The organism is Teichococcus globiformis (genome assembly GCF_042646265.1).
Classification (GTDB): Bacteria; Pseudomonadota; Alphaproteobacteria; order Acetobacterales; family Acetobacteraceae; genus Pseudoroseomonas; species Pseudoroseomonas globiformis.
On the sequence record NZ_JBHRTN010000008.1, the window covers coordinates 393,284 to 405,184 of the forward strand.

Consider the following 11,901-nt stretch of genomic DNA (forward strand, 5'->3'; position numbering starts at 1 on the left):
GTTCTGACCGGCGCCATCTGTTACGGATGCAACAGGACCGCCGCACCACCCTTTTCGCACTGCACTTCCTGGGCGGCAGCGCCCGCACATGGGAAGCGGCGGCGCCGCATCTGGACCCCTCCGTCACCCTGGCGGCGCTGGACCTGCCAGGCTTCGGCGATGCGGCGGAGCATGCGCCGGATGCAGAGTTCGACGTCGCTTCCATGACAACGCATGTGGCGGGGCTGATCCGCGCCCGCGCGCCAGCGCGCTGGATGCTGGCTGGCCACAGCATGGGCGCCAAGGTGGCCATGGCGCTGGCCCGGCGCGTGGAGGACGGGGCGCCGGGCCTTGCCGGCCTCGCAGGGATCATCACCCTGGCTGGCTCGCCGCCTTCGCCCGAGCCGATGGCGGAGGAGCGGCGCCAGCGCATGCTCGGCTGGTTCGCCGGACCATTGGAACGCTCGCTGGCTGAGGCCGAAGGCTTTATCGATGCCAACACCGCTCATCCCTTGCCCGATCCGTGGCGCGCGCTGGCGGTATCCGACGTAATGCGCGCGAACCGGGCTGCCTGGACCGCCTGGCTGGAGCGCGGCTCACGCGAGGACGGTTCGCGCCGCATCGGGCTGCTGAACACGCCGGGCCTGATCCTGGCAGGGGGAAACGATGGCGATCTGGGACCGGAAGCGCAGCGCAGCCTGATGGCGCCGCATTTCCGCACGTCAAAGCTCGCGGCTATTGCCGGTGTCGCGCACCTTCTGCCGCTGGAGGCTCCCGGCGAGGTCGCCGCGATGATCAACCGGTTCGCCCGCGGCTGATTCGAGGGGGCGGAGGCACCCTCGGATCAGGCGGCCATTCGCGCGGCAGGTGGGCCTCGTGTTCGGCCCGGACCGGGCTCAGCGTCCGGCCATAGCCCGGTTCTCCAGCCGCGAGATCAGCCGAACCACGGGCCAGAGCAGCAGGAAGTACGCCACAGCCGCCGCCACGATGGGCGTCGCGTTGTAGGTCACGTTCTGCGCCTGCCGCGCCTGGAACAGCAATTCCGGCAGGGCGACGACGCTGGCGATGGAGGTGAGCTTGACCACTTCCAGCGTGTTGCTCACCAGGTCAGGCAGCACGTTGCGCACCGCCTGCGGCAGGATCACGTGACGCAGCGCCTGGGCGCGGGACAGCCCGGTGGAGCGCGCCGCCTCCATCTGCCCCTTCGGCACGCTCTCGATGCCGGCGCGCAGCACCTCGCCGTAATAGCTGCCGGTGTTGAGGAAGAAGCCAATGGCGACCGCTCCCCAGGCGCCGACATCGACGCCCGCGAAGGGTAGCCCGGCATACAGGAACACCAGCAGCACCAGGGGTGGAATGGCGCGAAAAAAATCAGTCCAGCCGGCAGCGGCCAGCCGCACGGCGCGGGGGCCCGAGGTCGCCAGCAGCGCCAGGATCACGCCACCCGCCAGCCCCAGCGGCACAGTGATGGCCGACAGTGCGAGGGTGTAGGTGAAGCCCTGCCACAGGATCGGCCAGGCCTGTGTGATGATGTCCCAGTTCAGGAAGGCGAAGGCGAAATCTTCCATGGAAATCGTTCCTTCAGCGCTTCCAGGCGAACCGCGTCTCGATCCAGCGGCCGAGCGCGACGACGGGGATGAACAGGACCAGATAGGCAATGGCGCCGAGCGTCAGCGGCGACGGATTGGCCGAGAAGGACATTGCGCTCTGCGCCGCGCCCAGGATCTCGGACACGCCGACCACCGAAGCCAGCGCCGTGCCCTTGGTGATGGCGATGGTGCGGTTGGTCAGCGGCGGGATGGTCATGCGCAGCGCCTGCGGCAGCACCACCATGCGCAGCGTCTGCAGAAAGGTGAGGCCGGTGGAGCGCGATGCCTCCCACTGCCCCTTGGGCACGGCGGTGATGCCGGCCCAGAAGATTTCCTCGGCAAAGGCGGCCAGCACCAGCGTCAGCGACAGCCAGGTGGCGGCGAAGCCCGAGATCGACATCCCCGCCGCCGGCAGGCCGAAGAACAGCAGCACGATGATGACCAGCGGCGGCAGGGCGCGGAAAACGTCCACCACGAAGATGATCAGCCAGTTCAGCGGCCGCACGCCGAAGGAGCGGATCACCGCCAGCGCCAGCCCCAGCACCAGCCCGCACACCACGATCAGCAGCGCCAGCACCACCGTGAGCCCGAGCCCCTGCAGCACCAGCGGCAGGTACTGCGTCATGACCTTCAGGTTGAAGAAGGAGAAGAGGAAGTTCTGTAGCCCGTCCATGATCTGTCTGCCCTGGGGCTCAGTGACGGTCGATCTGGCGGATAAAGGCGCGGGTGCGCTCATGCTCCGGCGCGCCGAAGATCTGGGCGGGCGGCCCTTCCTCCAGCTTCTCGCCATCGGCCATGAACACCACCTGGTCGGCTGCGGCGCGGGCGAAGGCCATTTCGTGGCTCACCACCACCATGGTCATGCCATCCTGCCGCAATTCCCGCATGACGTTCAGCACGCCACCCACCAGCTCGGGGTCCAGCGCGCTGGTCGGCTCGTCAAACAGCATGACGCGCGGCTCCAGCGCGATGGCACGGGCGATTGCCACGCGCTGCTGCTGCCCGCCCGAGAGCTGCGCCGGGAAGTGGTCCATCCGCTCTCCGAGGCCCACGCGGTCGAGTGCCTTCGCCGCGATCTGCGCCGCCTCGTCCTTTCCTTTGCCCAGCACCTTGCGCAGGGCCAGCATCACGTTCTGCCGCGCCGTCATGTGCGGGTAGAGGTTGAAGCTCTGAAACACCATGCCGATGCGGCGGCGCGCGGCGTTGATGTCGGTCTTCGGGCTCAGCAGCTCGATCCCGTCCACCTGAATGGAGCCGTCATCCGGCTCCTCCAGCCGGTTGAGGCAGCGCAGCAGGGTGGATTTGCCGGAGCCGGAGGGGCCGATGATGAACACCAGCTCGCGCTCCGCGACACTCAGATCGACGCCCTTCAGCACGGCCAGCGGACCGAACTTCTTCCACAGGCCACGGGCATCGATGATGGGGGTGGCGTTGCTCATCGGAACTCCTGCGGCGGCGAAGCGGTGGCTATAGCGGAGCAGGGGCACGAGGCGAACCCCTCCCCGGGCTTTCAGCGGAATCCGGCAGGTCAGTCGTAGGTGATGCGCCCCTCGGCTCCGGCACGGGCCGCGCCACCGGCCGCAATGTGCGCAGCCACCACATCCTCCAGCGGCGCGCCGTTGTCGTAGGATTCGAGCGCCTTGTCGCGGAAAGGCACATAGCCATCGCCGCCGCGACGGTTGAAGCTGTTGGTCACCACCTTGTAGGCGCGTGCGTCGTCCAGCGGCACGAAGCCATCGCCCTGCCGCAGCCGCACCTCGCGCAGTCGGTCCCCCTGCGGTGCGCGGGGATCGAAGCGGTAGGCCATGCCGGCCACCTGGGGAAAGCCACCGCCATTCTCCTCATGACGGGAGAGGCCGATCTCCAGTGCCGCGCGCAGGTCGCCGCCGCGGATCGTCAAGGTCGCCAGCGTGTTGCCGAAGGGCAGAACCTCCAGCACGTCCCCCAATGAGATGGCGCCCGCCGGCAATCCCGCCCGCAACCCGCCGCTGTTGGTGACCGCGACCTCGGCCCCCGGCACGGCAGCCAGCATGGCATCCGCGACCAGATTGCCCAGGCCGCACTCCGCCTTTCGGCAACCGGCATTCGGCAATGCTTCCGGGCCATGGCCCACCGTGCGGGCCCGCAGCGCGGCCAGCGGTACGCCATAGGCCGCCACCAGCGCCGCCGTGGTCGGATCTTCCGCCAGCTCGGACGTGACCGGCAGCACCCGGCCGCCATGCGCCACCACCCGCCCATCGGCTCCGAGGTCCAGATCCAGCCGCCCCAGCCAACGCCCGTTCGAACCGGCCTGGACGATGCGCACCAACCGGTCGGGCCCGTCCACCAAGGTCGGCGCCGGCCCTTCCGCCCCCGGTAGCCCATCCGCCAGCAAGGTGTGCGAATGACCGCCAACGATCACGTCGACCCCCGGCACCGCGGCTGCCAGCGCCATGTCCGGCGCCAGCCCCAGATGCGACAACAGCACGATCGTGGCCGGCCCATCGGCACGGATGGCGGCGATAGCGCGCGCGGCCGCTTCGCGCGCGTCGGTGAAGCGGAGGGTAGGGCCGGGGGAGGACGCTTCAGGCGTGGTTTCGGTGGTCAGGCCCACCAGGCCGACGCGCCGCTCGCCGTGGCGGAGCACGACGTGGCTGCTGATCCTGCCCTGCAGTGCCGGCTCGCGCGTCACGTCCAGATTGGCCGAGAGCAGCGCGAAATCCACTAGCGCCGCGTATGCGGCCAGCCGGCCCGGGCCGCCATCGAACTCATGGTTGCCGAGTGCCATTGCATGGATGCGGCTCGCACGCTGCACGGCGGCTTCGGCCCGGCCTTCATGGGCCGTGTGGTACAGGCTTCCGGTGAACTGGTCGCCTGCATCGAGCCGCAGCACGCCGCGTGCAGCCGCCCTGGCCTCGGCTTCCAGTGTTATCCAGCCGGTGGCCAGCCGGGCGGAGCCGCCGCCTTCCGACCGTTGCCCGTCATGCTTCGAATGGAAATCGTTGAGGTGCAGCAGGCTGAGGCGGCCAGTCGCCTCTTCCGCCCGGCCGCGCAGTGCCGGCATGGCGAGAGAAGCGGCAAGGCCTGTGGCCAGAACGGCACGACGGGAGAGCAAGGGGGGCGACATCATAAATTCCCGGTTGAGGGGCCGGAACTCGTGCTTCATGCATGCTTTAGCCTAAGACTTGCCGCATTCGGAATGTCCCTTATGCGAACATGAACCGGCAGGCGCTCGCCCGTCCGGTGGCTTTGACGTTGGCTCAGACTGGAACGCCCCATGCAGGTCTACCTGCCGATCGCCGAGATGTCGGTCGATGCGATGCTGCTTCTCGGCATCGGCTTCGGTGTGGGATGGCTGTCCGGACTGTTCGGCGTGGGAGGTGGCTTCCTTCTAACGCCGCTGCTGCTGCTGATCGGCATTCCCGCGCCGGTGGCGGTTGCCTCGGGCGCCAACCAGACCCTGGGAGCCTCGGTCTCCGGGCTGATCGCGCAGTGGCGGCGCGGCAATGTCGATCCCCGCATGGGCGCGGTGCTGCTGGTGGGCGGCTTCATCGGCTCGGCCCTCGGGGTGCAGCTCTTTGCCTGGCTGCGGCGGCAGGGGCAGGTCGATCTGGCGGTGTCGATCTTCTACATCGTCGTGCTGGGCAGCGTGGGCGCGCTGATGGTGCGCGAGAGCGTGCGCGCCATCTGGCGGCGGCGCCGCAAGCAGGGCGGACCGGCCCGGCTGCACGCGCACATGTGGATGCACGGCCTGCCCTTTAAGCTGCGCTTCCGCAAGTCGCGCCTCTACATCTCGGTGATCCCGCCCATGATGGTGGGCCTCGGCATCGGCGTTCTCTCGGCGGTGATGGGAGTGGGCGGAGGCTTCATGCTGGTGCCGGCGATGATCTACCTGCTTGGCATGCCGACGGCAGTGGTGATCGGCACCTCCCTGTTCCAGGTGGTGTTCGTGGCCGCCAACGTCACCTTTCTGCAGGCGGTCACCACGGGCAGCGTGGATATTGTGCTGACCCTGCTGCTGCTGCTGGGCGGGGTCGCCGGCGCGCAGTTCGGCGCCGCCATGGGCACGCGGCTGCGCGGCGAGGAAACCCGTGCGCTGCTGGGCCTTCTGGTGCTGGGCGTAGCGCTCAGCCTGCTCTGGGGCATCGTCGCCACGCCCGACAACCTCTTCGCCATCGGGCCGATCCCGTCATGAAGCGGGGAATGGAACGATGGGCGGCCGGCCTCCTGGCGGTGCTGCTCGGCGTTGGGGTGTCGCCGGCGCTGGGCCAGCCGGTGCCGCAGGCGCCCGTGCCAGCCGCGCCTGCCCCTTCGGTTCTGCCGCTGCCGCCGCCTCCCAATCCCGGCAATCCCGCCGCCGCGCGCCCGCCGCTGGTGGCCGAGCTGTCGCAGGAGCGGGTGGACATCACCACCGGCTTCAGCGGCACCGACCTGCTGGTGTTCGGCGCCACCGAGCGGCTGCTCGGCGACCAGGGCGTGGTGGGCGGCGACGACGTGCTGGTGGTGGCGCAGAGCGCGCCGGAGCCGATGATCGTGCGCCGCAAGATCAACGTGCTGGGCTTCTGGATCAACGGCCCCTCGGCCCGCTTCCGGCAGGTGCCGGGCTTCTACCTGCTGACCGGCACGCGCCCCCTGCGGGACGTGCTGGAGCCGGAAGAGCGGGAAGCGAAGCGGCTGGGCCTTGACCAGCTGCCACTGCAGGCCTTCGGCATCCAGGACGAGGATTACCGTGAAGCCCTGATGAAGCTGAAGCAGGATGCGCGGCTCTGGCACGAGGAGGACGAGCCGATCCAGATCTCGGGCGCCCGGCTGTTTCGGGCCCGGCTGCCCCTGCCGGCCACCACCGGCACGGGAGACTACCAGGTGCAGGTGCTGCTGGTGCGCGGCGGGCGCGTGGTGGCGCGTCAGGAGCTGGGTTTCAGGGTTGAGCGGGTGGGCACGGCCGCCCGGATCGCCGATGTCGCCACCGAGCAGCCGATGGTGTACGGAGCGATCTGCATCCTGCTGGCGGCCTTCGCGGGCTGGCTCGGCAGCGTGCTATTCCGGAGGGGATGAATGCCCGAAGCCGCACGCCGCGACCGTGTTTTCCTGGTGATGGTGGACAACAGCCCGGAACGGCGGGTGGCCCTGCTGCGCGTGATCGAACCGGAGGGCACGGTGGAATGGGCCGGAGTCGGCGCCATGCTGCAGGAGGAGCGCCGTGACGAGGCGGAGAAGCTGCTGTCGGCGCTGGCCGCCGAGGTGCAGGATATTACCGGCGGCCTGCCCATTCTGCTGATCCGCGAGGGCGAGGCGCGCGATGAGCTGCTGGCCCTGCTGGAGGAAGATCCGCGCCTGTCGATCCTGATCCTGGCTTCCGGCGTCAATGGCGGCGGCCCGGGTCCGCTGATCACCGCGCTGACCGGCCGTTACGCCCCGCAGCTGCGGGTTCCCATGACCATCGTGCCAGGCAATCTGGACGATGCCGAGCTGGCACGGGTGACCTGAGCCGGGGGTGCGAGCCATGTGGTGGGTGCGGGGCATTTCCGGTTGCAGCTGGCCGCCCGATAGCCCACATGCGGGGAACGCGGATACCCGACCTCATTGCACGGAATAGCGCACCATGTTCATCGAAACGGAATCCACCCCGAACCCGGCCACGCTGAAGTTCCTTCCGGGACAGGATGTGCTGGGCGCGCGGGGCACCGCCGATTTCACCAGTGTCGCAGCTGCCGCCCCATCGCCGCTGGCCGAGCGCCTGTTCACGCTGGATGGCGTGGCGCGGGTCTTCCTGGGCGCCGACTTCGTCACCGTCACCAAGGATGAGGGGACGGATTGGGACGCCCTGAAGCCCCAGGTGCTGGGCGCGCTGATGGAGCACCTGATGGCTGGGCGTCCGATCCTGCTGGCCGAGGCTGGCGGTGCCGATGACGAGCTGGAAGACAGCGATCCCGCCGATGCCGAGGTGGTGGCACAGATCAAGGAACTGCTCGACACCCGCGTCCGTCCCGCCGTGGCCGGCGATGGCGGCGACATCGTGTTCCGCGGGTTCCGCGACGGCATCGTGAAGCTGCATCTGCAAGGCGCCTGCTCGGGGTGCCCTTCCTCCCGCGCCACGCTGAAGCACGGCGTCGAGAACATGCTGCGGCACTACGTTCCCGAGGTTCTGTCGGTGGAGCAGGTGGACGCCTAAAGCGTTCCCGCCCGCGGGTCATGCCTGCATCAGCCGCGCCAGGGCTTCTGCCTGGCGCGGCGCAGGGCTGTTGAAGTGCAGCCGCAGCACGCCACCGGCATGCTGAACCACCAGCGCCCCCAGGGCGCCCACGCCGGCGATGTCGATCGTCACGCGCTCTCCTGCCAGCAGAACCGGATCCGCCAGCCGCAGCGCCGCGCCGCCTTGCGACAGGTTGAAGACCAGGGCGGGCAGCGGCGCCTCGCCCGAAGGCGTCAGCGTCGCCTGAAGCCGCACCTCGCTCCGTTGTCCATCCCGCAGGCCGCCGCGCCGGCGGGTCCACAGGCGCAGGCCGATGGTGCCCAGACCCAGCACCACGGCCACCCCCGCTCCGGAGGTGGCCAGCAATCCCGCTGTTTCCGGCCCCCGGGGCAGGGCTGCGGTGCCGCTCCACAAGGGTGGCAGCGCCGCGTCTCCGGCGCTGCGCCGCCGCGCGATCGGGGCGGGCAGGCTGCCGGGCGTGGCTTCATCACCCTGCACGTAATGCCGCAGCGCCGCCATGGCTCCGATCATGCCCTGCTGCGCCTGCCTCCATTCCCCCGGCCCAGGAGCCAGGGCGGCGGAGTTTGCTGCCACATGGTCAATGCGGCGGCGGAGCGCCTGTCGGGCTGCCTCCGCCGCGAGAACGACCTTGATCCTGGCGGCCAGCGCGGCCTCATCCGGCAGTGATGCATCGCCGCCCAGAATGGCAAGCAGCCGGCCCCGCGCTTGCCCGGTTGCCCGCCGGGCCGCCGCCATCTCTTCCCAGCTCGCGGTTCTCGCAGCGGAGGGTTGTGTCAGCAGGGCCAGGGTCAGCCTGTCCTCCAGGGTGCGCGCCGCTTCCTCGGCCTCGAAGGCTGACAAGGCGGCGGCCGAGATTCGTCGGGTGGCCGCTGGTACTGCCCGTGGGTTGGCCACCAGCAGCCCGGCACCGCCCAGGAGCAGCAGGCCCCTTCGCGGGAGCCAAGTGAGGCGGGGCAAGGCGGGCATCCATCCAGACTCGATCTGTTCACGGGCAGGGTGACGGCATGTCTTTGCGAAAGAATGAAAGTGGCACCTTCGGACAGTGCGCCGCTCTTTTGCGCAAGGTTGAATTTCCGCACGCAACAAATCCTGCCGGGTGATTTCGTCCTGCAGCGTATTGCTCTAGGAAGCGCCCATGCAGACCGTGCCCCGCACCGCCGAGATCCAACGCAGCACCAGCGAGACGGAGATCCGCCTTTCCATCGGCCTCGACGGGGCGGGCGAGAGCCAGGTCGCCACGGGCATCGGCTTCCTCGACCACATGCTGACCGCCCTGTCCCGCCACAGCCTGATCGACCTGACGGTGGAGGCGAAGGGCGACCTGCATATCGACTTCCACCACACCACCGAGGATGTGGGCATCGTGCTCGGGCAGGCACTGCGTCACGCCTTGGGCGAGAAGCGCGGCATCCGCCGCTACGGCGCGGCGGCCGTGCCGATGGATGAGGCACTGGTGGAAGCCGCCCTTGATATTTCCGGCCGCCCTTTCCTGGCGTGGAGCGTTGTGTTTCCACGCGACAAGGTGGGCGAGATGGACACGGAGTTGTTCGAGGAATTCTTTCGCGCCTTCGCCATGAATGCCGGTCTCACCCTGCATGTGACCCAGAAAGCCGGAACGAACGCTCACCACATCGCCGAAGCCTGCTTCAAGGCCGTGGCCCGCGCACTGCGACAGGCGGTTGAGCCCGATCCACGCATGCCCGGCGCCATCCCGTCCACGAAGGGATCGCTGGCGGGATGACCCGCGCCTGGACAGTGCATCCCCCCGCGGATGACGCACGGCCAGGGCTGGTCCTGGTGCCGGAGCGCTTCTCCTGGTTCGCCGCCACCCTTCCGCCGGTGTGGATGCTGGTCAACCGGCTGTGGTGGCCGCTGCTCGGCTTTGCGATTTTCGCGATGGCCGCCGCACTGTTGCTGCCGGCCGGCATCGCCGGCTTTGCCGGGTTGTCGGCGCAGGTGCTGATTGGGCTGCACGCGCAGGATCTGCGGCGGTGGAAGCTGGCGCGGCAGGGTCGCCCGGCCGCCGCCGTGGTGCTGGCGCGCGACGAATCCGCCGCGTTGCTTCGGGCGCTGGATGGACGGCCGGATTGGGCGGCGGCGGAAGCAGGGGGGCGCGCGGCATGAGGGTGGCGGTGGTCGATCCCGGTTCGGGCAACCTGGCGTCGGTGCTGCGGGCGCTGCACCGAGCGGCACGGGATGCTGGCGTCGAGGCCAGCATCCAGGTGGAAACGGATGCGGAGGCCGTGTCCCGCGCCGATGCGGTGGTGCTGCCCGGCCAGGGCGCGTTCGCCGCCTGCCGCCATGGGCTCGACGCGATGCCCGGCATGGTGGAGGCGGTGCAGGAAGCGGCCATCCGCCGCGCCGTTCCCTTTCTGGGCATCTGCGTTGGCATGCAGCTGATGGTGGAGCGAGGGCTGGAACATGGGCTGACGCCCGGTCTGGGCTGGATCGGTGGTGAAATGGCCGCGATGGACCCGCGGGGCGCCGGCGGCATACCCTTGCCCCTGCCGCAAATGGGCTGGAACGCGCTGTGCTTCGCCCCTGGCTCGCACCCTCTGCTGGATGGGGTGCAGCCCGGCGACCACGCCTATTTCGTGCACTCCTACGCCCTGGCCGGAGGGCGGCCGGAAGAGGTGCTGGCCACCGCGGATTACGGTGGCCCCGTCGCCGCCATCATCGGGCGGGACAACCTGTTCGGCACCCAGTTCCATGTGGAGAAGAGCCAGCACACCGGATTGCGCATGCTGGCCAATTTCCTGCGGTGGCGGCCCTGACGGTGGCTGCGCTGGATCATGAGTTGCGCGTCGAGCGGGTCGATCAGCTTTCCGACGCTGACCTCGCCGATCTGTGCGAGGCCACGGACGCCGCCATCATCGAGGGCGGCGGCTTTGGCTGGGTGGAGCCGCAAGGGCGCGAGGCGCTGACGCGGCATTTCCGCGGCGTGCTGCTGGTGCCGGCGATCGAGCTGTTCATTGCACGCCTCGACGGCGTCCCGGTGGGTTCGGCACAGCTGATCCGGCCGCCACGCAACAATGAGGCCCAGGCCTTCGGCGCCCAGCTTACCCACGCCTATATCGCTCCCTATGCCCGCGGCCACGGTTTGGCGCGCCTGCTGGTGAGCCGGGTGGAGGAACGGGCGGCGGCGCTCGGCCACCGCGTGCTGAACCTGGATGTGCGGGAAACCCAGCATACCGCCATCACCCTGTTCGAGGTGATGGGTTATACGCGTTGGGGCACCCACCCGGCCTATGCCCGTGTGCGCGGGCGCACCGTGGCGGGACACTACTACCACAAGCTGCTGGAGCCGCCGCATGGCCGCACCCTCGACATCAGCGGCAATGGCTGAAGGCCGGAAAGGCACCCGATGAGCTTCACCCTCTTTCCCGCCATCGACCTCAAGGCCGGGCAGGTCGTGCGCCTGAAGCGCGGCGACATGGAGCAGGCCACCGTGTACGGCGACCCCGCCGAGCAGGCACGGCTGTTCGACGAGGCGGGTTTTGAGTGGCTGCATGTGGTGGATCTGGACGGTGCCTTCGCCGGTCGCCCTGCCAATGCCGAGGCAGTGGCCGCCATCCTGGCCAGCACAAGGCGCCCGGTGCAGCTCGGCGGCGGCATCCGCGACATGCCGACGGTGGAGGCCTGGCTGGCGCGCGGAATTGCCCGCGTCATCCTGGGCTCTGCGGCCGTGAAGGACCCCGGCTTCGCCCGCGCCGCCTGCCGTGCCTTCCCCGGCAAGGTGGCGGTCGGCATTGATGCCAAGGAAGGCATGGTGGCGACCGAGGGCTGGGCCGAGGTCAGCTCCATATCCGCCCTCGACCTCGCGCTGCGGTTCGAGGACGCCGGCGCGGCCGCCATCATCCACACGGATATCGACCGCGATGGCATGCTGGGCGGCGTCAATGTGGCGGCCACGGCGGAAATCGCGCGCCGTGTCTCGACGCCTGTGGTCGCCTCCGGCGGGGTGGCTGGGGTGGCTGACATTACCGCGCTGCGCGCGGCGGGAAGCGTGGCCGGTACCATCATCGGCCGTGCGCTCTATGATGGGCGTCTGGCGCCAGACGAAGCGATGGCGGCGGCCCGCGGGTAGGGCGAAACCGCTCCCGCTTCTTCGGGACGGGCGATGCCCCTCCCGAAGATCGG

15 protein-coding genes are annotated in these 11,901 nt (G+C 69.4%); 10 read left to right on the top strand and 5 right to left on the bottom strand.

Features of this window, described 5'->3' with window-relative positions; genetic code table 11:
• Positions 1-26 precede the first annotated feature (26 nt).
• Entirely contained in the window at positions 27-797 is a 771-nt protein-coding gene (locus tag ACFOD4_RS09160) for an alpha/beta fold hydrolase (RefSeq protein ID WP_379595773.1), read from the top strand.
• Between the two features lie 78 nt (positions 798-875).
• On the opposite strand, the gene ACFOD4_RS09165 is transcribed toward ACFOD4_RS09160, so the two are convergent.
• From ACFOD4_RS09165 to ACFOD4_RS09180, 4 genes are all read right to left on the bottom strand, one after another.
• Positions 876-1,547, bottom strand: coding sequence for an amino acid ABC transporter permease (locus tag ACFOD4_RS09165; protein WP_379595774.1), 672 nt, complete (start codon positions 1,545-1,547; stop codon positions 876-878).
• A 13-nt stretch (positions 1,548-1,560) separates the two neighbouring features.
• Complete coding sequence (locus ACFOD4_RS09170) at positions 1,561-2,241, bottom strand: amino acid ABC transporter permease (protein WP_379595775.1); 681 nt, start codon at positions 2,239-2,241, stop codon at positions 1,561-1,563.
• A gap of 19 nt (positions 2,242-2,260) precedes the next feature.
• Complete coding sequence (locus tag ACFOD4_RS09175) at positions 2,261-3,007, bottom strand: amino acid ABC transporter ATP-binding protein (RefSeq protein WP_379595776.1); 747 nt, start codon at positions 3,005-3,007, stop codon at positions 2,261-2,263.
• Between the two features lie 89 nt (positions 3,008-3,096).
• Positions 3,097-4,674: a bifunctional metallophosphatase/5'-nucleotidase gene (locus ACFOD4_RS09180; protein ID WP_379595778.1), complete on the bottom strand. Its 1,578-nt coding sequence runs from the start codon at positions 4,672-4,674 to the stop codon at positions 3,097-3,099.
• Positions 4,675-4,824: 150 nt separating this feature from the next.
• Here ACFOD4_RS09180 and ACFOD4_RS09185 point away from each other — a divergent pair, with 150 nt between their 5' ends.
• The 4 genes from ACFOD4_RS09185 to ACFOD4_RS09200 all read left to right on the top strand — a co-directional run bounded on the left by ACFOD4_RS09185 (position 4,825) and on the right by ACFOD4_RS09200 (position 7,719).
• A complete protein-coding gene (locus tag ACFOD4_RS09185; RefSeq protein WP_379595780.1) occupies positions 4,825-5,742 on the top strand; it encodes a sulfite exporter TauE/SafE family protein in 918 nt (305 codons plus the stop codon).
• 8 nt (positions 5,743-5,750) lie between these two features.
• Positions 5,751-6,602 (top strand): TIGR02186 family protein, encoded by an 852-nt coding sequence (locus ACFOD4_RS09190; RefSeq protein ID WP_379595782.1) that lies wholly within the window; start codon positions 5,751-5,753, stop codon positions 6,600-6,602.
• On the top strand, positions 6,603-7,034 hold the full coding sequence (locus ACFOD4_RS09195) for an adenine nucleotide alpha hydrolase family protein (RefSeq protein WP_379595784.1): 432 nt from the start codon (positions 6,603-6,605) through the stop codon (positions 7,032-7,034). It abuts the gene before it with no gap.
• 115 nt (positions 7,035-7,149) lie between these two features.
• Entirely contained in the window at positions 7,150-7,719 is a 570-nt protein-coding gene (locus ACFOD4_RS09200; RefSeq protein WP_379595786.1) for a NifU family protein, read from the top strand.
• Positions 7,720-7,737: 18 nt separating this feature from the next.
• Here the strand turns inward: ACFOD4_RS09200 and ACFOD4_RS09205 are convergent, their stop codons facing one another.
• Complete coding sequence (locus tag ACFOD4_RS09205) at positions 7,738-8,718, bottom strand: PilZ domain-containing protein (protein WP_379595788.1); 981 nt, start codon at positions 8,716-8,718, stop codon at positions 7,738-7,740.
• A 178-nt stretch (positions 8,719-8,896) separates the two neighbouring features.
• Between ACFOD4_RS09205 and hisB the strand changes: the two genes are divergently transcribed.
• Genes hisB through hisA form a run of 5 tightly spaced genes read left to right on the top strand, consistent with a single transcriptional unit; the run spans position 8,897 to position 11,848 of the window.
• Positions 8,897-9,502, top strand: a complete 606-nt coding sequence (hisB, locus tag ACFOD4_RS09210) for an imidazoleglycerol-phosphate dehydratase HisB (protein ID WP_379595790.1) — start codon at positions 8,897-8,899, stop codon at positions 9,500-9,502.
• Positions 9,499-9,885, top strand: coding sequence for a DUF2628 domain-containing protein (locus ACFOD4_RS09215; RefSeq protein ID WP_379595792.1), 387 nt, complete (start codon positions 9,499-9,501; stop codon positions 9,883-9,885). Before hisB ends, ACFOD4_RS09215 begins: the two co-directional genes overlap by 4 nt.
• Positions 9,882-10,535 (top strand): imidazole glycerol phosphate synthase subunit HisH, encoded by a 654-nt coding sequence (gene hisH / locus ACFOD4_RS09220; RefSeq protein WP_379595794.1) that lies wholly within the window; start codon positions 9,882-9,884, stop codon positions 10,533-10,535. Before ACFOD4_RS09215 ends, hisH begins: the two co-directional genes overlap by 4 nt.
• 11 nt (positions 10,536-10,546) lie before the next feature.
• On the top strand, positions 10,547-11,107 hold the full coding sequence (locus ACFOD4_RS09225) for a GNAT family N-acetyltransferase (RefSeq protein WP_379596068.1): 561 nt from the start codon (positions 10,547-10,549) through the stop codon (positions 11,105-11,107).
• 18 nt (positions 11,108-11,125) lie between these two features.
• Complete coding sequence (hisA, locus tag ACFOD4_RS09230; RefSeq protein WP_379595796.1) at positions 11,126-11,848, top strand: 1-(5-phosphoribosyl)-5-[(5-phosphoribosylamino)methylideneamino]imidazole-4-carboxamide isomerase; 723 nt, start codon at positions 11,126-11,128, stop codon at positions 11,846-11,848.
• The last annotated feature ends 53 nt before the right edge of the window (positions 11,849-11,901 follow it).

Coding starts and splice junctions, on each gene's coding strand:
- ACFOD4_RS09200 (WP_379595786.1), top strand. CDS start 7,150: ATGTTCATCGAAACGGAATCCACCCCGAACCCGGCCACGCTGAAGTTC.
- ACFOD4_RS09180 (WP_379595778.1), bottom strand. CDS start 4,674: ATGTCGCCCCCCTTGCTCTCCCGTCGTGCCGTTCTGGCCACAGGCCTT.
- ACFOD4_RS09195 (WP_379595784.1), top strand. CDS start 6,603: ATGCCCGAAGCCGCACGCCGCGACCGTGTTTTCCTGGTGATGGTGGAC.
- hisA (WP_379595796.1), top strand. CDS start 11,126: ATGAGCTTCACCCTCTTTCCCGCCATCGACCTCAAGGCCGGGCAGGTC.
- ACFOD4_RS09160 (WP_379595773.1), top strand. CDS start 27: ATGCAACAGGACCGCCGCACCACCCTTTTCGCACTGCACTTCCTGGGC.
- hisB (WP_379595790.1), top strand. CDS start 8,897: ATGCAGACCGTGCCCCGCACCGCCGAGATCCAACGCAGCACCAGCGAG.
- hisH (WP_379595794.1), top strand. CDS start 9,882: ATGAGGGTGGCGGTGGTCGATCCCGGTTCGGGCAACCTGGCGTCGGTG.
- ACFOD4_RS09190 (WP_379595782.1), top strand. CDS start 5,751: ATGGAACGATGGGCGGCCGGCCTCCTGGCGGTGCTGCTCGGCGTTGGG.
- ACFOD4_RS09185 (WP_379595780.1), top strand. CDS start 4,825: ATGCAGGTCTACCTGCCGATCGCCGAGATGTCGGTCGATGCGATGCTG.
- ACFOD4_RS09165 (WP_379595774.1), bottom strand. CDS start 1,547: ATGGAAGATTTCGCCTTCGCCTTCCTGAACTGGGACATCATCACACAG.
- ACFOD4_RS09170 (WP_379595775.1), bottom strand. CDS start 2,241: ATGGACGGGCTACAGAACTTCCTCTTCTCCTTCTTCAACCTGAAGGTC.
- ACFOD4_RS09215 (WP_379595792.1), top strand. CDS start 9,499: ATGACCCGCGCCTGGACAGTGCATCCCCCCGCGGATGACGCACGGCCA.
- ACFOD4_RS09175 (WP_379595776.1), bottom strand. CDS start 3,007: ATGAGCAACGCCACCCCCATCATCGATGCCCGTGGCCTGTGGAAGAAG.